This is a genomic window from Streptomyces sp. NPDC057253 (assembly GCF_042669125.1).
In the GTDB taxonomy this organism is placed as follows: Bacteria; Actinomycetota; Actinomycetes; order Streptomycetales; family Streptomycetaceae; genus Streptomyces.
Genome location: NZ_JBHUXV010000142.1, coordinates 1 through 21,424 on the forward strand (window position 1 = coordinate 1; position 21,424 = coordinate 21,424).

Consider the following 21,424-nt stretch of genomic DNA (forward strand, 5'->3'; position numbering starts at 1 on the left):
GCACTGCTTCCGGCGGGCGTCCGTGTTTGAGTGGCCGTATGACCACAGAGACCGTCGAGTACATCCGCTACCGGATCCCGGAAGACCGCTCGGCGGAGTTCCTGTCCGCCTACACCCACGCCTCGGCCCAGCTGGCGGCGGCCCCGCAGTGCGTCGACTACGAACTCGCGCGCTGCGAGGAGGACTTCGAGCACTACGTGCTGCGCATCACCTGGACCTCGACCGAGGACCACCTGGAGGGCTTCCGCAAGTCGGAGCTGTTCCCGGACTTCCTCGCCGCGATCCGGCCGTACGTGGAGAACATCGAGGAGATGCGGCACTACAAGCCGACGACGGTCCGCGGCCGGGGCGCCGCCGTCCCCACGCTCTACGCCTGGGCGGGCGGCGCGGAGGCCTTCTCCCGGCTCACCACGGTGTTCTACGAGAAGGTCCTCGCCGACGACCTCCTGGCCCCGGTGTTCGCGGGCCTGGCCCCCGAGCACGCCGAGCACGTGGCCCTCTGGCTCACCGAGGTCTTCGGCGGCCCGCCCGCCTACTCCGAGACGCAGGGCGGGCACGGCCACATGGTCGCCAAGCACATGGGCCGCGGCATCACCGAGCCGCAGCGCCGCCGCTGGGTGAACCTCATCCAGGACGCGGCCGACGAGGCCGGCCTGCCCACCGACGCGGAGTTCCGCTCGGCGTTCCTCGCGTACGTGGAGTGGGGCACCCGCCTCGCGGTCCACTTCTCGGGCCCGAACGCGAAGCCTCCGGCGGAACAGCCGGTACCGAGGTGGACGTGGGGGGCGGCACTGCCGTATCAGGGCTGAGACCGAGGGCCTGTCCCTCAGCTGTCGGATGGGGCACGGCTCGGGTCAGGGGCGCGCCGACTCTCCCGCCCTGGTCGCGTCCGCGCCCCAGCTGGCCAGGAGGCGGAGGGCGTCCGCCGAGGGGGAGCCCGGTTCCGCGTGGTAGGTGATCAGGGCCTGTTCCGTGCCGTCGGACAGCCGGAAGGACTCGAAGTGCAGGGCCAGGTCGCCGACCAGCGGATGCCGCAGACGCTTGACGCCGTAGGTCTTCTCCTTGACGTCGTGCGTGGCCCACAGCTGCCTGAACTCCTCACTCTTCAGCGAGAGTTCTCCGACCAGAGAGGACAGCAGCGGGTCGTCGGGATGGCAGCCGGCGTCCATGCGCAGATAGCTGACCATGTCGTACGCCTTCTGGTCCCAGTCCACGAACAGGTCGCGGTACTCCGGCCTCAGGAACACCAGCCGGGCCCAGTTCCGCTCCTGCGGCTCCAGCTCCGACCAGTCCCCGAAGACCGCCGCCGCCATCCGGTTCCAGGCGAGGATGTCGGAGCGGCGCCCCGAGACATACGCCGGGACCTCGATCGAGTCCAGCAGCTGCCGCAGCGGCCCGCGCACCTGCTCGGTCCGCCCGCCCGCCTTCTTCTTGTGCTGCTTCGGCTTCGCCAGATGCGTCAGATGCGCGTGCTCGGCGTCGCTCAGCCGCAGCGCGCGGGCGATCGCGTTCAGGACCTCCGTCGAGACATTGCGCCCGTTGCCCTGTTCCAGCCGGGTGTAGTACGCCACCGAGACGCCCGCCAGCTGCGCGAGCTCCTCGCGCCTGAGCCCCGGCACCCTGCGGTGCCGCCCGATGTGCGGCAGCCCCACGTCCTCCGGCTTCAGCCGGGCCCGCCGGGTGCGCAGAAACTCGCTGAGCTCGGCACGCCGGTCCAGGGAGCCCCCTCCGGTACGTTCCTCGGCCATGTCGTCCATACGGCAAGTATTCCTGGTCGTACGCACACGATCCTGTCCCCGCCAGTGGTAGGACCGGTGGACGTAGGCAGAGTGAGGGCCTGGGTGGATGCCGCCTCGTGGGGCAGGCTGTGATGCGTGCCCGGACGGATGGAACACGACAGAAGGCAGCCGGGCGCGCACCCCCCTTCGAGGAGAACCACCCTCATGAGCACTGTTGCCGCTTACGCCGCCCCCGCCGCCAAGGCTCCCCTGGAGCGCACCACCATCGAGCGCCGGGCGGTCCGCGAGCACGACATCCTGATCGACATCAAGTTCGCCGGCATCTGTCACTCCGACATCCACCAGGCCCGCGAGGGCTGGGGCGAGGCCATCTTCCCGATGGTCCCGGGCCACGAGATCGCGGGCATCGTCTCCGAGGTCGGGCCGGGTGTCACCAAGTACAAGGTCGGCGACCGCGTGGGCGTCGGCTGTCTCGTCGACTCCTGCCGTGAGTGCGACAACTGCAAGGCCGGCCTGGAGCAGCACTGCACCGGCGGCAACGTCGGCACGTACAACGCCATCGGCAAGGACGGCGAGCCCACCTACGGCGGCTACTCCGAGAAGGTCGTCGTCGACGAGAACTTCGCCGTCCGCATCCCCGAGGGCCTGGCCCTCGACGAGGCCGCGCCGCTGCTGTGCGCCGGCATCACCACGTACTCCCCGCTCAAGAAGTGGGGCGCGGGCCCCGGCAAGAAGGTCGCCGTGATCGGCCTGGGCGGCCTCGGCCACATGGGCGTCAAGATCGCGCACGCGCTCGGCGCCGAGGTCACCGTCCTGTCGCAGTCGCTGCGCAAGAAGGACGACGGCCTGAAGCTGGGCGCCGACCACTACTACGCGACCAGCGACGAGAACACCTTCAAGGAGCTGGCGGGCACCTACGACCTGATCCTCTCCACGGTCTCGGCCCCGCTGAACTTCGGCGCGTACCTCGGTCTGCTCAAGACGGGCGGTGCGCTGGTCAACGTCGGCGCCCCCGAGGAGCCGATCGCGCTCAACCTCTTCTCCCTCATCGGCGGCAACAAGACCCTCGCCGGTTCGATGATCGGCGGCATCGCCGAGACCCAGGAGATGCTGGACTTCTGCGCGTCGCACGGCATCGGTGCGGAGATCGAGCTGATCGCCGCGTCCGAGATCAACGAGGCGTACGAGCGGGTCGTCAACAGCGACGTCCGCTACCGGTTCGTGATCGACACGGCGACGATCTGACACCGTCGGCCGCTTGAGAACCCAGCGCTTGAGAGGAGGGCCCCGGCGATCTGCCGGGGCCCTTCGGCATGGGGGCGCCGGCGCCGGGAGCCCCGACGGGGAGCCTGTCGTCACCACCCGGCGAGTAGGCTTTCGGCAGGGAGGCACTGTCACGCACTGCGGCTTCCGGGAGGCCCGCACGATGACCGTTCAGCTGAACCACACCATCGTCGCCGCACACGACAAGCACGCCTCGGCCCGCTTCCTGGCCGACATCCTGGGCCTGAAGGTGAGCCCCCGGTACGGCCCCTTCATCCCCGTCGAGATCCCCAACGGCGTGACCCTCGACTACATGGACACGCCCGCCGAGATCGTGCCCCAGCACTACGCGTTCCTGGTCTCCGAGGACGAGTTCGACTCGATCTTCTCCCGCGTGGAGCGGGCGGGGCTGACGTACTGGGCGGACCCCTTCCACCACCGCTCCGGCGAGATCAACCACAACGACGGCGGCCGGGGCGCGTACTTCGACGACCCGAACGGCCATCGGCTGGAGATACTGACGCGGCCGTACGGGAGCGGGGGATAGGGCGAAGGCCCTGCCGCCCTGCTACGGGGTGCCGTTGGCTGGGATCTACGGGGTGCCGTTGGCCGGGAACGTCCAGACGGCGTGGCTGCCGGGGCCGACGGTGAGGGTCGAGTGGCCGATCCGCTCCACGTGCCGGTCCTTCACGGGCCGGTTGAGGGACAGGCCGACCCGCTGGAGCCCCGCCTGCTCGCGCGGCACCGCGTCCAACCGGATCGTGGTGCCGCCGCCCTCCGCGGCGACGCCACCGCCGGCCAGGGTCCGCACGGTGAACCCGCCGGCCCGCAGCAGCGGCACGGTGTCGGCGAGGTCGCTCTCGGTGACGGCGATGCGCACGGAGGTCACGTCCCGCATCAGGTGGTCGCGGTAGTCGTCGGAGAGGTAGCGCTCCCTGCCGACGTCCTCGGGAAAGCTCGCCGGCTCGGTGTTGCTCCGGGGGTCGGCGAAGTACTCCGGCCGGTACTCCATCGCCCAGGCCTGGAAGGCGTCGTACTCGGTGGCGGTGAGCAGGGCGTCGAACCACGGCACGGGCACGCCGTCACCGAAGTCCCGGGTCTGGAGGAACTCGATGGGGGTGGCGCCCTCGCTCTTCATCCGCTCGGCGACCGTCGCCAGGTCGCCGTCCAGTTCCGTCGACACACCCAGTCCGGCGGCGCCGAGCGTGCCGTCGGGGCCGGGGAGGTCACCGACTCCGAACAGCTCCAGGTAGGTCTCGCGCCCCCGCAGATAGCGGCCGGTCCAGGTCTGCCCACCGGACCCGGTCGTGGTGCGGACCTCGAAGCTAGCGAAGTCCCGGAGGTAGTCGGAGTGCTCGATGGCATCGGCGGTCTCCCGGTCGAGCACGCCGTAGGAGTGGTTGTAGAACAGCAACTGCCGGTCGTACGACGATCCGGTTCCCTCGGCCTGCGCCGTCCCCACCCCACCCCCGACCGCTCCGACGAGGGTTACGGCGAGTACGACGATCATCCGTAATGTCCGACGAATCAGCATGCGGGGATCGTAGGACAGGCGGGATGCGGCCACGGCTCCTTTTCGGCGGAGCCTAAATGATTGACATGGGGCGCTTGAGGTGCCGTACGGCAGCGCCTGGTGGCCCCCGGAATCGGCGGGAGCCTTCCCGTGTTGAGGGGACAGTGGGCGTCGACCGCCGGTGAGGTACGGGTCGGTCGGGCGCCCCGAGTGACCGAGCGGAACAGACATGGGAGGAGCGGCAATGGCTGCGCAGACGCAGAGGGCCGTGCTGGCGGGCGGATGCTTCTGGGGGATGGAGGAGCTGATCCGTCGTCTTCCCGGCGTGACGGCGACCCGGGTCGGATACACCGGGGGTGACGTGCCGAACGCGACGTACCGCAACCACGGCACGCACGCGGAGGCCATCGAGATCCTCTACGACCCCGAGCAGACCGACTACCGCGCCCTCCTGGAGTTCTTCTTCCAGATCCACGACCCGAGCACGAAGAACCGCCAGGGCAACGACATCGGCCTCAGCTACCGCTCGGCGATCTACTACGTCGACGACGAGCAGAAGCGGATCGCCGAGGACACGATCGCGGACGTCGACGCGTCCGGCCTGTGGCCCGGCAAGGTCGTCACCGAGGTGGAGCCGGTCGGCCCCTTCTGGGAGGCCGAGCCCGAGCACCAGGACTACCTCCAGCGCTACCCGGACGGCTACACCTGCCACTTCCCCCGCCCGAACTGGCGCCTGCCGGAGCGCACGAAGAACTGACACCCAGCCCTGCCGACCGCCCTCCTACCGACTTCGCGCCTGCTTCGGGTTCGACCGGTGGGGGACCCTCGCCTCGGTGCCCTTGGCGAGGGCAGGTCCCCGCTGCGGGCGAGGTCCCGGTCCGCTACGCAGGGACGCGGTGGGGGGTGGCGAGCAGGGCACGCAGTGGAGCCGTGTCGGGCGTGTCGGCTACGGCCGCGTCGATGGCGTTGTCCATGCCCTTCTCCCACGACTCGGGGAGAATCAGTCCGGGCTGCCCGGACCAGGCGATGTCAGGCTTGGCGTGCCCGGACTCAGCGAGGCGCAGGTGGATCATGCCCGCAAGCCCGTCGAAGATCCTTGGCCGAATGAAATTGCGGGCGGACGCCCCGGTCAGTCGCGCCGCCTGATGCGGCTTGGGCATGCGGTCGGCGACCTCCATCCAGAGCAGGCCGCGGTCGAAGACGTCGAGTATCTCCTCCAAGCTGGGCAAGAGGCCGTCGGCCACCTCGCCCGCCGTGGCATCTCGGCGTATCACCGTGTCGCCCGCGTCGTGTGCCGAGGAACGAAGCGCTCTGGCCACGGCGACCCGTAGCGGCCGGGACCAGTCCTCGGCGTCGGTGAGGGCGCGGGCCATGGCGAGGTCGTCCCAACTCAGGCGCTGCACCATCGCCGACTCCGGCGGCAGCGTCCGCGCCTCCAGCGTGGCGAACACCCGGTCAGAGTCGTGCAACAGGCTCAGCCCGACCCTCTCATCGGTCGCCTGATCCGGTCTGTCATCAGCGGGCAGCTTGTCGATCAGGGCGATCCGTTCGGCCATCGGGGGGTGCGAGTCGTACTGATGCGGCCGGGGCGGCCGCCGACCGGCGGAGAGCGCAGCGAGCCCCTCCCCGGTTCGGGCCGCAAGCAACCGACGAAAGCCGCCGTGCACCTCCCCGACGGGCGGCAGCACGCCCAGCGAACTACCTATCGCGGCGTATGTCTCCAGGTAGTGGGTGTACGCACCGTCGAGCACCGGAAGGGTGTGTAGCGCGGCAGCCGTCACCTCACGGCCCGCGTACCGGGCCGCCATCCGGTCTGCGGCGAGCTCCTGGTGGCGAGCTACGGACTGCGTGGTCCGCAGAAACATCCGGGCGTAGCCGACGTACAGGGCACCGATCGCGTGGTGCAGCTGGGTGCTGCCTTCCTGAAATGCCTCCACCGTGTGCATCAGTGCTTCGCGGCCGCGCATCGTGACGCCCCCGAGCCGTGTGTCGAGGTTGCCGTAGTGCCCGAACTCGTGGGCCAGGACGGCGCGCAACTGCGGGACGGTCAGCCCGGCGAGCAGCGGCAGGCCCAGAAACATTCGGCGTCGCCCCTGCAGCAATCCCAGCAAGCGGCTCTGTTCGGTGACCCCCGCATTGACCTCAGCGACCAGGTAGAGCTCGTCGGGCGGCCGCTGCCCTGTCACTTCGGCAGCGGCCCGTACCTGTTCCCACAGCTCGGGCTGGTCCTCAGGCGTTACCGCCACCGCGTGAGGGACCGGACCCAGACGGCCGGCCCGTAGAAAGGCGAAGAGGCCACGCAGAATCGCCGCCGCCAGCAGGCCGGTGACGGTCAGAACCGCGCCCTCGACCCAGGCAGCCCGTGCGGTGACCAGTCGTGTCAGTACCAGCCAGTCGAGCACCGCCATGGCCGACAGCAGAACCACGCCCATGAGGAAGAAGCCGAGCAGCAGCGCGAACGCGCGGGCAGCGCGCAGCCGAAACGTCATCGAGAAGTCCCCCACTCCAAATTGCCTCACGAGCCCGACCAGGCCAGTTGCGCTCGCGGATACTACCCGTAGCCTTCTGGCCCGGTTCGCCACTTCCGATTGACCCATCTACCCGAGATGGACAGGCGCTACTGCTTGACGATCCACGTCAAGGCACGTCCACAGGCCGCATGCCGTGCTCGGTCGACTGGGGTCGGCCAGCCCCGTGACCTGGGCAAGCACGTACTCGCCCACGGGCCGTCTCCGCCGCAGGCCGCCGATAATGGCTGGGGCACTCAGGCCGGGGGCAGTTGGGGTGCGCCACCATGGGCACGGACATCCACGGCGGTATCGAGTTTCACCACCCGCACACGGGCACCGACTACTACGACGGCGAACCATGGGTGACCGCCATGGATCTGTGGCCGCTGTACGACGAGACCGACTACACGGCCTTCGGCGCCCTCTTCGGTGCCCGCAACTACGCTGGCTTCCGGCCGCTTGCAGCCGGTCGTGGGCTTCCCGCCGACCTGTCGAGCGCCATGCGCTCAGCACTGGGCTCGTGGGTTGCCCAGGGCGAGATGGACGGCGCGAGCTGGGTCACCTGAGCCGAACTCGCCTCCATTGATCCCGCGACCACGCCCGAACACTTCGTCAGCCGTGTGACCTGGTACGAGAAGTCGCAGCCGGGGATCCTGCGGAGCCAACTCGTATCCAGCTCATGGCCTGCGGAACTCCTGTCCACCGTCGGCGAACCGCCTGCCGACTCGTACAGCGCTTCGGAACACATCGAGTGGACCACCAGCAATTGGTCTGCTCCTACGAGCCACTGACCCTCGACGGCGTCCTGGGACCGACGGCCCACTGGCCGCATGCCTTCGCCGTGATGTAGGCATTGGCCGGCCGCGTCAGCGACGACGGCGTCCGCCTGGTCGTCGCGTTCGACTAGGGGCGCCAAAGCCCAACTCGCTTTGGCTCGCGCAGTGCTCACGGTGGTGAGGCCTTGAAGGGCGGCGCGTCATGCAGCCAGTCGCGGTTGCCGTCGTGCAGTCGGTCGCGTTCTTCGGGGCTTCCTGCGATGACGTCTGCGCCGCTGTCATAGGGATGGTGCAGACGGCTGAGTCCGCTGTCGCTGATCACCACTCCGCTGAGCACATCGTCCGCGACCTCCTGGAGCACGGCGTCGACCGTACCGGGTCGCCTGGACCGCCGGTCGGCATAGAGAGCGTCTCGGTCGAAGCCGCCGCTCACCTCTCGGTACCCCCCAGCCCGACCGGGCACGAGACGCCGGTGCCGGCGGACCTGTGCTGCCATGTGACCCGTGGGCCTAGCGTCGGCTTGACCAGCTCGTCATCCGTGGAGCAGGGCAAGGATCTCGTCCTCAACGGGGTAAGGGTGCTCCTGGGGAAGCAGCCTGGTGGCGGAGTCCAGGTCGCCACCGCTTACGAGAGTATGGATCTCGCGGGCGAGTGGGGTCACGTCGCGTATGGAGACGCTCCACTCGTCGGCGTAGCGTCGGGCTGCTTCGCCGGAGAGGCCGAGTTGCAGGGACCGGTACGGCTTCGGTCGCAGGTGCAGGTCGCGCTCCGGGTCCCACTGCACGCGGGTGGGAGCGCGTTTCAGCTGTCGCTGCCAGGTGGCCCGGTCGGGGTGGACTCCCGGGGTGTAGCTCGACAGACAGGCGTGGCGCAGAGCCCACTCGAAGCCGTCCCGAGTGATCTCGACGGCGAGAACGGTCTCCTGCCCTTCCTTCGCGCCCCAACCGCAGCGGTACATCATCCACAGGAACGACGGCTTGATCCACGTCATCCTGTCCCGCTTCCACGCGGCGGGGAAACCACCGTCGCGGGCGGCCGGCAGCCCGATTTCCGGGGAGTACGCCTGATAGACGGTGATCGTGGATTCCGAGTGGGCCGCGCGGATCCTGCGTTGCGGTTCTTCCATGGCCTACAGCGTGAGGTCGGCCGGTTCAGCCGGCCACCGATTTTCGACGACCGTTCACATGACCGCGGCCGCCCGCGGCTTGTAGGTTCCGCGCAGGAACCACTTCGACAGCGTTATGAACAGGGCGGCGATGGACGGCAACAGGAATATCGCTGGTTGCGTCTCGCTCGGCGACGTCATTGCGGAACTGGGCAGTCACAGACCGGTCTTCCACTCCGAAGCAGATCTTCAGCACAGCTTCGCGCGGGCTCTGTGGAAACTGTCTCCAGAAGTACACTCCAGGCTTGAGGTGCCGCAGCGAACAGAGGGCAGGACCGAGTACCTGGACCTGTTGTGTATCGGCCCCTCGACCCGCACCGCAATCGAGTTCAAGTACTTCACCCGGAGATGGACGGGCACGGTCGGTACTCCTGCCGAGGACTACGCCTTGAAAGGGCACGCAGCCACCGACCTGGCCCGTCTGCATTTCGTGCGGGACATAGCCAGGCTGGAGCGCTTCTGCCGCCGGTCCGACCAGAACGGTCTTGCCGTCATGCTGACCAACGACGCCTCCCTGTGGACCCCGCCCGGTGCCAGCCGCGGGCGGACTCGGGATCAGGAGTTCAGAATCCATCAGGGGCAGGAGCTCACCGGCACGCTCCTGTGGGCCGAGGGCGCATACACGGCCAACACGTGCACGTTGAGGGATACGTATCCCCTCCATTGGGAGTCGTACTCCGAACTGGACGGACCAGGCGGTGAGTTCCGGTATCTCGCCGTGTCCGTAAGCCCGCTGTCGGACGTGGCTGACGACAGTCCCTCGCATGCATAGCGCGGGGACGACCCGAACTGCTGCGCAGGGCTCTGGCACTCACCAACGTCGTGGCATGACGTCGGTTGACGAGTGGCCAGATTTTCCCGAAGGGCTCGACCCCCGAAGCGTGTCGTTTCAGGAAGCCCGGTGCACGTGGCATGGCAGGACGTGTGCGGAGCCGCCCGTCAAGGTCGTGCGCACCCGGGATGGAGCGCGGTGGGCGGCATGCGCCAGGGCTGTGCGCACCATCGCTGCCGATCGTGATGCACAGCCAGTTCGCCCATGCCGGACCGACCCCCACAGCCATAACCAGACGATCTGTTGAGCCTCGCGCCTACTCCCCAGCAGGAGCAACGCCTGTGGGGCAAGACGCTCCCCAGTTCGTCCCGGACGGATCACTTAGCTTGACCCCCGTCCCGCCGATCCCGCAGTACCCCGCCGGGTTCTTGTCGAGGTACTGCTGGTGATATCCCTCCGCCGGATAGAAGGGGCGGTCCCCGGCCGGGAGGATCTCCGTCGTGATCGTGCGGTGGCCCGAGTACGTGAGGACCTTCTGGTAAGCGGCCCGTGACGACTCGGCCAGCGCTGCCTGTTCGGGGGAGTGGGTGTGGATCGCCGAGCGGTACTGGGTGCCCACGTCGTTGCCCTGGCGGAAGCCCTGCGTGGGGTTGTGGGACTCCCAGAAGGTCTTCAGGAGGCGCTCGTAGGAGATCAGCGCCGGGTCGTACACCACCCGGACGACCTCCGCGTGGCCCGTGAGACCCGAGCAGACCTCCTCATAGGTGGGGTTCTCGGTGTGCCCGCCCTGGTAGCCGACCAGCGTGGTCCACACGCCCACCGGGAGCCGCCAGAACACGCGTTCCGCGCCCCAGAAGCAGCCCATGCCGAAGTCCGCCAGCCGGTAGCCCTCCGGGTACGGACCCAGCAGCGGGGTGCCGAGGACCGTGTGCCGGTCCGGCACCGTGAACACCGGCTCGGAGCGGCCCTGCAACGCCTGCTCGGGCGTGGGCAGAACGGGCGTACGGCCGAACAGCATGACGCGGGCTCCTTCGTGAGCGAGTGGCGAGCGAGGGCACGGAAGCGGGGCGGCGGAGGCAACGGGGGGCGTGGCCCGATTGTGGGGCGGTCGCCGGGATGTGGGGCGGCCAGCACGACAACGTCCCCGTACCGCCACGCATTCCGACCGTCAGCCCCCACCCCCGCATCCCGGCGCTCCGACCGCACCCCCACGCCGGCCCCCTCAGGCAGAGGCCCCCTCGCCCCCGCTCACATTCCCCAGACTCAGATCCCGCATCCGGCAGAACTCACCCGCCGGATCACCCCGATACCGCCACGGCAACGCGTCCACATACCCGTCGACCAGCCGGAACTGCTCCCCCGCGGCCTCGTCCCGGTCCTGGAGGCACAGGTAGTACGCCAACAGGTGCCGGACCTCCGGCAGACGCGGATGGCCCGGATCCGCCGCCGCCACATCCGCGAGCACCGCGTCGACCAGAGCCCGCATATGGGGCGTACGGTCGGCGTCCGTCGTGTCCGACTCGTCGTGCTCGAAGTGCGCGATCAGCGGGAAGACCGTCAGCAGGCTGCCCTGCGGAGCCCCCGACGCGGCCTCGGCCGCGAAGTCCCGGGCCAGTTTCTCCGAGCCGCGCCACTTCGCGCACCAGTACTGGAGGGCCATGTAGTGCGCCTCGTAGTGGTGCGGGTCGCGGTCGGTGATCTCCTTCCAGATGCGCTCCATCTCGATGTGCGGGTCACCGAGCCCCAACGCGGTCGAGATCCGTCCGACGTACGGCACCGGATCGCCCTCGACACCGACCTCGACCGCCCGCGCGTGGTGCTCGCGGGACTGCTCCATGAGCCGGCGGAATCCCTGGAACTGCTCGGCGGTGGTGTACTTCGCCTGCTTCGCCCCGCGGACCTTCCCCGCCAGCGCCACCGTGCTGCGCGCCCGAACCAGAGCGGCCCCCGGGTCGTCGGGGCGCGCGCTCTCCCAGGCCAGCAGCCAGGTGTCGTCCTCGGCGGCGACGTCCGCGAGCCACCAGCTGTGGAAGGACCGGTTCTCCCAGTCCCGCGCGGTGGCCGTCGCCTCCAGCAGCTCCGCGGCCGGCTGCCAGTCGCCACCCTTGGCAGCCGCTACGGCGGCGGTGAGCACGGCCGGCACCGGCCCCGCGGAGTCCCCGTTCTGCTGCTCCGGCGGCAGCATCCCGAGCGCGGCGGCCGCGGCCGGCAGCTCGTACGGCTGGTCGGCGCCGTCCTCCGACCCGTCGTCCGCCCCGCGCCAGCCCTCGATCGCGCCCTGCACGATCGCCCTGAGGAAGTACAGGCCCAGGGCGAGCAGCGGCAGCCCGATGACACCCAGAACGATCCAGAGGATGATCACACCGCACCTCGCTCGGACTCATGGGACGCACGGGCCTCGCCGTGCTCACCGGCCTCGCCGTGCTCACCGGCCTCCCCGCGCTCACCGGGCTCCCGCGCGAGCAACCCCCGCAGCGCCACCGTGTCCGGCGCGTCGGCGACCACCGGTGCCACCACCTCGTCGAGATCCGTCTCTCCGCCGTCCGCGCCCCGCGGCAGCCGCGGGATCGCCGACCGCTCCCAGGAGAACTCCCAGCGCAGCAGCCCACGCGCGTTCAGCTCGGCCATCGCCATGCTCTTCAGCGACTTGTGCAGGATCGGCCGTACGAACTCACGGAACACCCGCCCCTGCGCCGCGGCCGCCTCCTCGGACATCGGCAGCCGCTTCGCCAGCTCCCACAGCCGGCCGTCCTCGATCAGGTCGAGCAGCGCGGGCAGCGTCGGCTGCTCGCCGGTGTACTCGGCGTACGCCCGGTGCAGCGGCGTCACTCCGCCCCGGAACGACTCCGCCATCACCAGGTCGAGCAGCTCCTGCCAGTCGGCGGTACGGCGGAACCGCCGCACCTCCTCCGTCAGCACCGCGTCCTCCAGCTCCGTCAGCGTCCGCCCCGGGTCGGTGAGGAGGTCGAGGGCGGCGCCCCGGTCCTCGTCCGCGCGTCCGTCGTCGGGCAGTTCCTCGATCCGGCGGACCCGGTCGGCGATCGGCGGGTGCGAGTCGTACGGCGATGTCGGCCCCGTCGGCAGATCGCCCCGCATCTCGACCAGCTCCAGGCTGCGGCCGCTCAGCATCCGGCCGAAGCCGCCGAACATCTCACCGCGCGGGGGCAGCACTTCCTGCCCGGTGCCGAGGGTGGCGTAGCACCTCATGTAGAAGTCGAACGAGCCGTCCAGCACCGGGATCTCGCGCAGCGCCGAGGCGGTGGCGTCCCGTCCGGCGATGCGGGCGGCCGCGATGTCGGCGGCGTACTCCTGGCGGCGGGAGACGGAGAGCGTGGCGCGGAAGTACAGCTTGGCGTAGCCGATGTAGATCTTCGCCATGGTGCGGTAGGTGATGCCGGCGTGGCCGGTGTCGACCTCCTTGGCCTGCTTGCCCTTCGCCTCGGCCTTGGCGTTCTTCTTCTCCTGCTTGGCCTGCTCGCGCGCGGCCGTGTTGTCGGCGCGCTGCTCGAAGTGCCGGATGGTGCGCAGCACTTGGGCGCGGCCGCGCACGGTCAGGGCGGCGAGCCGGGTGTCGGAGTTCGAGTAGTGGCCCAGCTCATGGGCGAGGACCGCCCGCAACTGCGCCTGCGACAGCCCCTGGAGCAGCGGTACGCCGAGGTAGAGGCGGCGCGGTCCCGGCCTCAGCCCCAGCAACCGGGCGTCCTCGGCGACGGCCGCGTTGACGTCGGCGGTCAGGACGATCCGGGACGGGGCGGCGGTGCCGACCTCATCGGCCAACTCCTTTACCGTCTGCCACAGTTCGGGCTCATCGGCCTCGGTGACGGGCAGGCCCGCCAGGTCCTCGTCCCGCGGTGTGCGCAGCATGAACAGGCCGCGCACCAGCGGGATCGCCAGCAGCACCGAGACGATGATCAACTTGCCCGCGAGGCTGGTCGGGGCGTGCAGGAGCAGCAGATAGTCGGCGCCGGCCAGGACGGCCAGCAGCAGGACGCCGAGCAGGTAGAAGCCGGCGAGCAGCAGAAGAGCGCGCAGCGCACGCAGAGTCGTGCCCATTGGGCAGGAGTCCCCCCACAGGACGGATCGGTCCCCCCACGGGACGGATCAAAGGATCATGGAACACCCTGTCGGCCGGTGAGCACTTCAGGCGTGCTCATGACGAACGGGGTGTGAGCGCGGAGTATGGCCGACCGGCCCGCCATCAGGCAAGACACTTCCACGGGAGGGCCTGTGACCCGCCCGGGGAGGGCGGTTTCGACGCCTCTGCGCGAGTGACTACGGCGCCACTGTGCGCGTGACTACAACGCCACTGTGCGAGTGACTGAGGCGCCACCGCGGAGCGACTACGGCGTCACTGCGCGAGCGTCGCCGGGCTGCCGCCGTTGGCCTCGTACCCCGCCACCGCCAGGGCCCGGTATATCGCGAACTCGGCGGCCGGGTCGGCGGACAGTGTCCAGGGCAGGGCGCCGACATGGCCGTCGATGTGCACGAGCTGGCTCATCGCCTCCGCCCACCGCTCGCTGCGCACCAGGAAGAACACCAGCAGATGCCGCACATGGGCCAGCATCGGGTCGTCCGCGCGGGCCGAGTGCACCGCGTGCAGCGCGCCGTGGATCGCCTTGGTCACGACCTCGCTCTGGTAGAAGCCGCTGACCAGGTTCACCTCCGGCAGGTGCTCGAAGACCGCGAACAGCGGCATCGCGGCCAACAACGAGCCGTGCGGGGCCCGGGCGGCCGCCGCCTCCGCGAAGCCGTACGCCAGCTCCCGCGAGCCGTGCCACTTCTCGCACCAGTAGTGCAGCGCGGCCAGATGCGCGCCCATGTGGTTCGGCGCGCGGTCCAGGATCTTCAGCCACAGCTGCTCGAACTCCGCCTGGGAATAGGCCAGTCCGCGCGCGACGGAGAGCTCCACGATGTACGGCACCGGATCGCCGGGGGCCAGCAGAGCCGCCTCGCCGCAGGCCGCCCTCGCCTCCTCCATGATGATCCGGAAGTCGTCGGTGCCCGGCGTCGACGTGCGCCACGCCTGCTGCACCAGGAACTCCGCGTGTACGGCCGCGCCGCCCGCGTCCTTGGGCTGCTCGGCCCGCCACACCCGCAGCCACTGCCCGCCCGGCGCCTCGCTGACCCCGCCCGGCCGCTGCCGCAGCTCCAGCGAGGCGGCCCCGGCGAAGGCCTGCACACGCTGCCAGCGCTGCTCGCCCTCCCGCTCGGTGCCTGCCAGCAGCTGGGAGGCCGCCTTGTAGTCCTGGGTGCGCTGCACCAGGTCCAGGACGTCCAGCAGGTCCTGGTCGGGGCCGGGCATGCGGATGTCCAGCTCCTCCTGGCGCATGAAGCCGTAGTCCGCCGGGTCCGCGGCGTCCGGGTGGCCCGCGGGGACCAGCTCGATCCCGCCTCGCCTGCGCCGCAGGAACGGGAGCAGCACGAAGCTCAGCAGGACCGCCGCCATCAGGACCCAGAGAATCTCCATGCCTCAAGAGTTCCAGACGCCACCGACAATTGCCCAACCCGGTCGCCGCCCTGTGGAAAACTCCCCGACCCGACTCGCACCCCTTGGGGAAAACCGCCCCGAGCAGCCCGAACGCCCCCGCCCGCCCCTCAGGAAAGTCCCCGCCCAGGCCCGAACCACCTTGGGAAACACGTGGCCCGGGCCCCGACGCCGGGGGAAAACCCTGCCGTGCGGCGGCCCCGGCGCTCGGCGTCCGTCATCCGCCTCGCGAGCGGACTACCCTCGGAGCCCATGAGCGACAGGCACATCAGTCAGCACTTCGAGACCCTCGCGATCCACGCGGGCAACACCGCGGACCCCCTCACCGGAGCGGTGGTCCCCCCGATCTACCAGGTCTCGACCTACAAGCAGGACGGCGTCGGCGGGCTGCGCGGCGGCTACGAGTACAGCCGTAGCGCCAACCCGACCCGCACCGCCCTGGAGGAGAACCTCGCCGCCCTCGAAGGCGGCCGCCGGGGCCTCGCGTTCGCGTCCGGACTGGCGGCCGAGGACTGCCTGCTGCGCACGCTGCTCAGCCCCGGCGACCACGTGGTGATCCCCAACGACGCGTACGGCGGCACCTTCCGGCTGTTCGCCAAGGTCGTCGCCCGGTGGGGCGTCGAGTGGTCGGTCGCCGACACCAGCGACCCGGCCGCCGTACGGGCCGCGATCACCCCGAAGACCAAGGCCGTGTGGGTGGAGACCCCCTCCAACCCGCTGCTCGGCATCACCGACATCGCCGCCCTCGCCCAGGTCTCCCGGGACGCGGGCGCGAAGCTCGTCGTGGACAACACCTTCGCGACGCCCTACCTCCAGCAGCCGCTGGCGCTCGGCGCCGACGTCGTCGTGCACTCCCTGACCAAGTACATGGGCGGCCACTCCGACGTCGTCGGCGGCGCTCTGGTCGCCGCCGACGAGACGCTCGGCGAGGAGCTGGCGTACCACCAGAACGCGATGGGCGCGGTCGCCGGGCCCTTCGACTCCTGGCTGGTGCTGCGCGGCGCCAAGACGCTGTCGGTGCGCATGGACCGGCACAGCGAGAACGCCACCAAGGTCGCCGACATGCTCACCCGGCACGCGCGCGTGACGCAGGTGCTCTACCCGGGCCTGGAGGACCACCCGGGCCACGAGGTCGCCGCCAAGCAGATGCGTTCCTTCGGCGGCATGGTCTCCTTCCGGGTGGAAGGCGGCGAGGAGGCGGCCGTCGAGGTCTGCAACCGCGCGAAGATCTTCACCCTGGGCGAGTCCCTGGGCGGTGTCGAGTCGCTGATCGAGCACCCCGGCCGGATGACGCACGCGTCCGTGGCGGGCTCCGCCCTCGAGGTGCCCGCCGACCTCGTGCGCCTGTCCGTGGGCATCGAGAACGTCGACGACCTGCTGGAAGACCTCCAGCAGGCGCTGACCAAGTAGGCAGGGCCAGTAGGCGGGGCCCGACCTCACCAGCCCGTCATCGGTGGAGTCGTCGTGGACGGCGGCTCCACCCACGGGCGCGCGGTCAGCGCCCACACCGCGAACGCCACACTCGCCGCGAACAGCGCCAGCCACATGAGCCGGCGCGCCACCACCCTGCGCCGCAGCATGCGCGTCCCACGCCGTACGACGTCCCCGTACAGGTCCGCCGGCACCTGCGGCGAGGCCCGCTCCATGAGCTGCCGCACGGCCGCCTCACGCTGGCTCCGGTTCACGTGGGCCTCCCCGGGCCCGGGTTTCCCATGAGGGGGTGGCTCATGACGCGGCCACCTTTGCCTTCGCGCCCACCACCGCCGGTGCGGTCGCGCGCGGCGGGTGCAGAAGGCTCGCCGTCGCCCGGTCGCACATGATGCGGACGCGTTCCGTGGGCAGGCCGAGCAGCGCCGCCGCCTGTTCCTCGGCCACGCCCTCGTAGAGGCGCAGCACCACGACCAGCCGTTCCTGCGGGGTCAGCCGGGCCAGCGGGCTGGTGGGGTGCGTGCGGCCGCGGAGCAGCAGGCCGTGGCGGCGCCAGGCCCCGTGCGCGAAGCGCAGCGCGAGGTACTGGCGGGCCCGGTCGTAGGGGTCCTCGCCGCGCAGCCGGTCCCAGCACGCGTACGTGTGGGCGAGCGCCAGCGTCAGCAGGCGCCGCGCGCGCGGGTTGTCGTCCGGGGCCTCCGCCGTCAGGAGCGTGGCGGTGTGCAGCAGCCGCCCGGACGCGCCCGCGACGAACGCCTCGAACTCCCTGGCCCGACGCGTGCCCTGGACCACCTGCCGTTGGCGCACCGCACCTCCCGCCGCCCGCCGACGGTCGTACGACGGCTTCGCACGACCACGAGAACCCGGTCTCGAAGGCCCCCCGGTCTCATATGAGGCCCGGCGCGCCCGTCCGGTCAAGAGGTGGGGAGGTACACGCGCGTGCGGGTGGTCAGGAGGACTGGACCTCGGGCCCCGGGACGCCCTGGGCGGTCATCCGGGAGCTGAGCGCCGTGTTGAAGCGCGTGAGGAGCGTGCAGAACGCCTCGCGCTCCTCGGGCGCCCAGTCGTGTGTCAGCTCGGCCATCAACTGACGCCGGGAGGAGCGCACTTCCTCCAGCCGGGACTGCCCGCGCGGGGACAGCTGGAGCACCACCGCGCGCCCGTCCTCGGGGTGCGAGGTGCGCTTGACCAGCCCGGTGTCGACGAGCGGGGCCACCTGCCGGGTGACGGTCGACGAGTCGATCCCCATGCTGGCCGCGAGCGCCTTGACGCCCATCGGGCCTTCCTTGTCGAGCCGGTTGAGCAGCAGGTAGGCGGCCCGATCCATGGAGTTGCGCACCTGCCCCACCCCGCCGAGCCGGGTCTGTTCGGCACGCCGGGCGAAGACCGCCACCTCGTGCTGGAGGGTGTCGAGGAGACCGGTGTCACCGACGGTCGTCATGTCCATCGACATTTCAGGTGTAGTGGGCATGGCCGGAGGCTCACTTCATGAAGGGGGAGCTGGATTGGGGGACAGAGTACGCGGCCGGGAGGCGGGCCGTACCAGCGCTGCGCAAACCCGTCTCGGACGTTGGTCACAGAGCGAGCCCGCACGTGTGAACTGCGAGACTTGAGTCATGAACTACCGCAAGGCCCACCCTGTGCCGCCGGTGACGCTCGACGACGTGCGCGGCGCGCAGAAGATGCTGTCGGGCGTGGCGCGGACGACCGCGATGGAGGGCAGCCGCCATCTGAGTCAGCTGGTCGGCGCGCCGGTGCACTTCAAGTGCGAGAACCTCCAGCGCACGGGGTCGTTCAAACTCCGCGGCGCCTACGTCCGGATCGCCGGGCTGCTGCCCGAGGAGCGGGCCGCGGGCGTCGTGGCCGCCAGCGCCGGCAACCACGCGCAGGGCGTCGCACTGGCCTCCACCCTGCTCGGCGTGCGCTCCACGGTGTTCATGCCGAAGGGCGCCCCGCTGCCGAAGATCAGCGCGACCAGGGACTACGGCGCCGAGGTGCGCCTGCACGGCCAGGTGGTCGACGAGACGCTCGCCGCCGCTCAGGAGTACGCGGCGGAGACGGGCGCGGTGTTCATCCACCCCTTCGACCACCCCGATGTCATCGCGGGCCAGGGCACGGTCGGCCTGGAGATCCTGGAGCAGTGCCCCGAGGTGCGCACGATCGTCCTCGGCATCGGCGGCGGCGGACTCGCGGCCGGCGTCGCGATCGCCGTGAAGGCGCTGAGGCCCGACGTGCGGATCGTGGGCGTGCAGGCGGCGGGCGCTGCCGCGTATCCGCCCTCGCTGGCGGCCGGGCGCCCGGTCTCGATCGAGAACCCGGCGACGATGGCCGACGGCATGAAGGTCGGCCGGCCGGGCGATGTGCCGTTCGGGATCGTGGAAGACCTGGTGGACGAGGTCCGTACGGTGACGGAGGACGAGCTGTCCGCCGCGCTGCTGCTGTGCCTGGAGCGGGCCAAGCTGGTCGTCGAGCCGGCCGGTGCGAGTCCGGTCGCGGCCCTGCTGAGCGACCCGGGCGCCTTCGAGGGCCCGGTGGTCGCCCTGCTGTCCGGGGGCAACGTCGATCCGGTGCTGCTCCAGCGCGTCCTGCGCCACGGCATGTCCGCGCAGGGCCGCTACCTGGCCGTACGGCTGCGGCTGACGGACCGTCCCGGTGCCCTCGCGACGCTTCTCGGGGTGTTGTCAGTGGTCGACGCTAATGTCCTCGACGTGAGCCACGTCCGGACCGACCCACGGCTCGGGCTCGCGGAGGCGGAGGTCGAGCTGCACCTGGAGACGAAGGGGCCGGAGCACTGCGCCGAGGTCGGCCGCGCCCTGCGCGAGGCGGGTTACACCGTCATCGACTGAGGTCACGGACTCGGGTTCACTCGTTCGGGCAAGTCCATTGAGAGACGCGATACATCGCGTTATGGTGTGTCCGGAAAACGGAAGGCGCAGGAGGTCGTGCCTCCCTAGGCTTTCCGAAGATTCCCCCGACGACGTGGAGACTCATATGCCAGGCGCCATCTATGCCGAAGGCCTGGTCAAGACCTTCGGTGACGTAAAGGCTCTGGACGGCGTCGACCTCGATGTCCCGGAGGGCACCGTCCTGGGCCTCCTCGGACCGAACGGCGCGGGCAAGACGACAACCGTCCGCTGTCTGACCACCCTGCTGAAACCCGACAGCGGCCGCGCGGTCGTCGCGGGCATCGACGTGCTCAAGCAACCCGACGCCGTCCGCCGCTCCATCGGCCTCTCCGGCCAGTTCGCGGCGGTCGACGAATACCTCACCGGCCGCGAGAACCTCCAGATGGTCGGCCGTCTCTACCAGATGAAGGCCAAGCCGGCGAAGGCCCGCGCGAGCGAACTGCTGGAGCAGTTCGACCTCGCCGACGCGGCCGACCGCCCCACCAAGACCTACTCCGGCGGCATGCGCCGCCGCCTCGACCTCGCCGCCGCCCTGGTGGTCTCCCCGCCCGTGATGTTCATGGACGAGCCGACGACCGGCCTCGACCCGCGCAACCGCCAGATGCTGTGGGAGGTCATCAAACAGCTGGTCTCCGGCGGTACGACCCTCCTGCTGACCACCCAGTACCTGGAAGAGGCCGACCACCTCGCCCATGACGTCGCCGTCGTGGACCACGGCCGGGTCATCGCCCAGGGCACCTCCGACCAGCTCAAGGCCCGCACCGGCGGTGAGCGCGTCGAGGTCGTCGTGCACGAGCGGGAGCACATCCAGACCGCCGCGGAGGTGCTGCGCGGCTTCGGCAAGGGGGAGACCACCGTCGAGGACCACATGCGCAAGCTCACCGTCCCCGTGACCGGCGGCGCCAAGCTGCTCGCCGAGGTCATCCGTGAGCTCGACACCCGCGGCATCGAGATCGACGACATCGGCCTGCGCCGACCCACCCTCGACGACGTCTTCCTCTCCCTGACCGGACATGTGGCCGAGGCCAAGGACGAGGAGAGCGACGAGAAGGAGACCGCCAAGTGAGCGCCGTGAGTGATTCCCTGGTGATCACCCGAAGGAATCTGATCCGCATGAGCCGGATTCCCGAGATGATCATCTTCGGCCTGGTCCAGCCGATCATGTTCGTGGTGCTGTTCACCTACGTCTTCGGCGGCTCGATCCAGGTCGGCTCGTCCACCTCCACCCAGGCCTACCGCGAGTTCCTGATGGCCGGCATCTTCGCCCAGACCGTCACCTTCGCCACCGCGGGCGCCGGTGCGGGCATCGCCGACGACATGCACAAGGGCCTCATCGACCGGTTCCGCTCCCTGCCCATGACCCGGGGCGCGGTCCTGACCGGCCGGACCATCGCCGACCTCGCCCAGACGGCGCTCACGCTCGTCGTGCTGGCGATCGTCGCCGTGCTCGTGGGCTGGCGCACCCACGAGAACTTCGGCAAGGTGCTCGCCGGATTCGCCCTGCTCCTGCTGCTCGGATACGCGTTCTCCTGGATCGGCGCACTCATCGGCCTGTCCGTACGCACCCCCGAGGCGGCGACCTCAGGCGGTCTGATCTGGCTGTTTCCGCTGACGTTCATCTCGAACGCCTTCGTGGACGCCAACCAGATGCCGACATTCCTGAGACACATCGCGGAGTGGAACCCGTTCAGCGCGACCGTGCAGGCGTGCCGCGAGCTGTTCGGGAACCTCCCGCCCGGCTTCCAGGCCTCCGACGCCTGGCCCATGCAGCACCCCGTGTGGGCCTCGCTGATCTGGTCGGTCCTGATCGTCCTGGTCTTCCGCACCCTGGCCGTCCGCAAGTACCGCCGGGCCCACGGTTGAGCGG

Annotated in this window: 22 protein-coding genes; 10 read left to right on the forward strand and 12 right to left on the reverse strand. The window is 70.2% G+C overall.

Translation table 11 applies throughout. From position 1 onward, the window contains the following. Nucleotides 1-38: 38 nt before the first annotated feature. Nucleotides 39-809, forward strand: coding sequence for a group II truncated hemoglobin (locus ACFULQ_RS42320; protein WP_383555177.1), 771 nt, complete (start codon nucleotides 39-41; stop codon nucleotides 807-809). A 45-nt stretch (nucleotides 810-854) separates the two neighbouring features. On the opposite strand, the gene ACFULQ_RS42325 is transcribed toward ACFULQ_RS42320, so the two are convergent. After that, nucleotides 855-1,757 (reverse strand): helix-turn-helix domain-containing protein, encoded by a 903-nt coding sequence (locus ACFULQ_RS42325; RefSeq protein ID WP_383555180.1) that lies wholly within the window; start codon nucleotides 1,755-1,757, stop codon nucleotides 855-857. A gap of 186 nt (nucleotides 1,758-1,943) precedes the next feature. Between ACFULQ_RS42325 and ACFULQ_RS42330 the strand changes: the two genes are divergently transcribed. Together ACFULQ_RS42330 and ACFULQ_RS42335 are read left to right on the forward strand one after the other, a co-directional pair. Then, nucleotides 1,944-2,984 (forward strand): NAD(P)-dependent alcohol dehydrogenase, encoded by a 1,041-nt coding sequence (locus tag ACFULQ_RS42330; protein WP_383555183.1) that lies wholly within the window; start codon nucleotides 1,944-1,946, stop codon nucleotides 2,982-2,984. A 181-nt stretch (nucleotides 2,985-3,165) separates the two neighbouring features. Next, nucleotides 3,166-3,549, forward strand: coding sequence for a VOC family protein (locus ACFULQ_RS42335; RefSeq protein WP_383555185.1), 384 nt, complete (start codon nucleotides 3,166-3,168; stop codon nucleotides 3,547-3,549). Nucleotides 3,550-3,594: 45 nt separating this feature from the next. Here the strand turns inward: ACFULQ_RS42335 and ACFULQ_RS42340 are convergent, their stop codons facing one another. Next, the gene (locus ACFULQ_RS42340) at nucleotides 3,595-4,512 is read right to left on the reverse strand and encodes a DUF5829 family protein (protein ID WP_383555225.1); all 918 of its coding nucleotides are present in this window, start codon (nucleotides 4,510-4,512) and stop codon (nucleotides 3,595-3,597) included. Nucleotides 4,513-4,759: 247 nt separating this feature from the next. On the opposite strand from ACFULQ_RS42340, the gene msrA (ACFULQ_RS42345) reads away from it, so the two are divergent. Further along, a complete protein-coding gene (gene msrA, locus ACFULQ_RS42345) occupies nucleotides 4,760-5,272 on the forward strand; it encodes a peptide-methionine (S)-S-oxide reductase MsrA (protein ID WP_383555188.1) in 513 nt (170 codons plus the stop codon). 124 nt (nucleotides 5,273-5,396) lie between these two features. Here the strand turns inward: msrA (ACFULQ_RS42345) and ACFULQ_RS42350 are convergent, their stop codons facing one another. Then, entirely contained in the window at nucleotides 5,397-7,004 is a 1,608-nt protein-coding gene (locus tag ACFULQ_RS42350; RefSeq protein WP_383555190.1) for a M48 family metalloprotease, read from the reverse strand. Nucleotides 7,005-7,309: 305 nt separating this feature from the next. Here ACFULQ_RS42350 and ACFULQ_RS42355 point away from each other — a divergent pair, with 305 nt between their 5' ends. Then, nucleotides 7,310-7,591, forward strand: coding sequence for a hypothetical protein (locus ACFULQ_RS42355; RefSeq protein ID WP_383555192.1), 282 nt, complete (start codon nucleotides 7,310-7,312; stop codon nucleotides 7,589-7,591). Nucleotides 7,592-7,970: 379 nt separating this feature from the next. Here ACFULQ_RS42355 and ACFULQ_RS42360 read toward each other — a convergent pair whose 3' ends face one another. Continuing rightward, nucleotides 7,971-8,162 (reverse strand): hypothetical protein, encoded by a 192-nt coding sequence (locus tag ACFULQ_RS42360; RefSeq protein WP_383555194.1) that lies wholly within the window; start codon nucleotides 8,160-8,162, stop codon nucleotides 7,971-7,973. A 171-nt stretch (nucleotides 8,163-8,333) separates the two neighbouring features. Continuing rightward, on the reverse strand, nucleotides 8,334-8,927 hold the full coding sequence (locus ACFULQ_RS42365; RefSeq protein ID WP_383555196.1) for a DUF4291 domain-containing protein: 594 nt from the start codon (nucleotides 8,925-8,927) through the stop codon (nucleotides 8,334-8,336). Between the two features lie 130 nt (nucleotides 8,928-9,057). Here ACFULQ_RS42365 and ACFULQ_RS42370 point away from each other — a divergent pair, with 130 nt between their 5' ends. Then, nucleotides 9,058-9,738: a hypothetical protein gene (locus ACFULQ_RS42370; RefSeq protein WP_383555198.1), complete on the forward strand. Its 681-nt coding sequence runs from the start codon at nucleotides 9,058-9,060 to the stop codon at nucleotides 9,736-9,738. A 316-nt stretch (nucleotides 9,739-10,054) separates the two neighbouring features. Here the strand turns inward: ACFULQ_RS42370 and msrA (ACFULQ_RS42375) are convergent, their stop codons facing one another. From msrA (ACFULQ_RS42375) to ACFULQ_RS42390, 4 genes are all read right to left on the reverse strand, one after another. Further along, nucleotides 10,055-10,756, reverse strand: a complete 702-nt coding sequence (gene msrA / locus ACFULQ_RS42375) for a peptide-methionine (S)-S-oxide reductase MsrA (RefSeq protein ID WP_383555200.1) — start codon at nucleotides 10,754-10,756, stop codon at nucleotides 10,055-10,057. 204 nt (nucleotides 10,757-10,960) lie between these two features. Next, complete coding sequence (locus tag ACFULQ_RS42380) at nucleotides 10,961-12,100, reverse strand: hypothetical protein (RefSeq protein WP_383555202.1); 1,140 nt, start codon at nucleotides 12,098-12,100, stop codon at nucleotides 10,961-10,963. After that, a complete protein-coding gene (locus tag ACFULQ_RS42385) occupies nucleotides 12,097-13,791 on the reverse strand; it encodes a M48 family metalloprotease (protein ID WP_383555205.1) in 1,695 nt (564 codons plus the stop codon). Before ACFULQ_RS42385 ends, ACFULQ_RS42380 begins: the two co-directional genes overlap by 4 nt. Nucleotides 13,792-14,086: 295 nt before the next feature. After that, a complete protein-coding gene (locus ACFULQ_RS42390) occupies nucleotides 14,087-15,205 on the reverse strand; it encodes a hypothetical protein (protein WP_383555208.1) in 1,119 nt (372 codons plus the stop codon). Between the two features lie 270 nt (nucleotides 15,206-15,475). Between ACFULQ_RS42390 and ACFULQ_RS42395 the strand changes: the two genes are divergently transcribed. Further along, a complete protein-coding gene (locus ACFULQ_RS42395; RefSeq protein ID WP_383555211.1) occupies nucleotides 15,476-16,633 on the forward strand; it encodes a cystathionine gamma-synthase in 1,158 nt (385 codons plus the stop codon). A gap of 26 nt (nucleotides 16,634-16,659) precedes the next feature. Here the strand turns inward: ACFULQ_RS42395 and ACFULQ_RS42400 are convergent, their stop codons facing one another. From ACFULQ_RS42400 to ACFULQ_RS42410, 3 genes are all read right to left on the reverse strand, one after another. Next, nucleotides 16,660-16,908 carry a hypothetical protein gene (locus tag ACFULQ_RS42400; protein ID WP_123762762.1) on the reverse strand — a complete coding sequence of 83 codons (249 nt, stop codon included), beginning with the start codon at nucleotides 16,906-16,908 and terminating at the stop codon, nucleotides 16,660-16,662. Between the two features lie 40 nt (nucleotides 16,909-16,948). Beyond that, nucleotides 16,949-17,458: a sigma factor-like helix-turn-helix DNA-binding protein gene (locus ACFULQ_RS42405; protein ID WP_383555213.1), complete on the reverse strand. Its 510-nt coding sequence runs from the start codon at nucleotides 17,456-17,458 to the stop codon at nucleotides 16,949-16,951. Between the two features lie 142 nt (nucleotides 17,459-17,600). Next, nucleotides 17,601-18,104, reverse strand: coding sequence for a MarR family winged helix-turn-helix transcriptional regulator (locus ACFULQ_RS42410; RefSeq protein WP_383555228.1), 504 nt, complete (start codon nucleotides 18,102-18,104; stop codon nucleotides 17,601-17,603). A gap of 163 nt (nucleotides 18,105-18,267) precedes the next feature. Between ACFULQ_RS42410 and ilvA the strand changes: the two genes are divergently transcribed. The 3 genes from ilvA (at nucleotide 18,268) to ACFULQ_RS42425 (ending at nucleotide 21,420) form a co-directional block, all read left to right on the forward strand. Continuing rightward, a complete protein-coding gene (gene ilvA, locus ACFULQ_RS42415) occupies nucleotides 18,268-19,497 on the forward strand; it encodes a threonine ammonia-lyase (protein ID WP_383555216.1) in 1,230 nt (409 codons plus the stop codon). A 145-nt stretch (nucleotides 19,498-19,642) separates the two neighbouring features. Further along, complete coding sequence (locus ACFULQ_RS42420; RefSeq protein ID WP_383555219.1) at nucleotides 19,643-20,623, forward strand: ATP-binding cassette domain-containing protein; 981 nt, start codon at nucleotides 19,643-19,645, stop codon at nucleotides 20,621-20,623. After that, nucleotides 20,620-21,420: an ABC transporter permease gene (locus ACFULQ_RS42425; RefSeq protein ID WP_383555222.1), complete on the forward strand. Its 801-nt coding sequence runs from the start codon at nucleotides 20,620-20,622 to the stop codon at nucleotides 21,418-21,420. The genes ACFULQ_RS42420 and ACFULQ_RS42425 overlap by 4 nt, the downstream gene beginning before the upstream one ends. Nucleotides 21,421-21,424 lie beyond the last annotated feature (4 nt).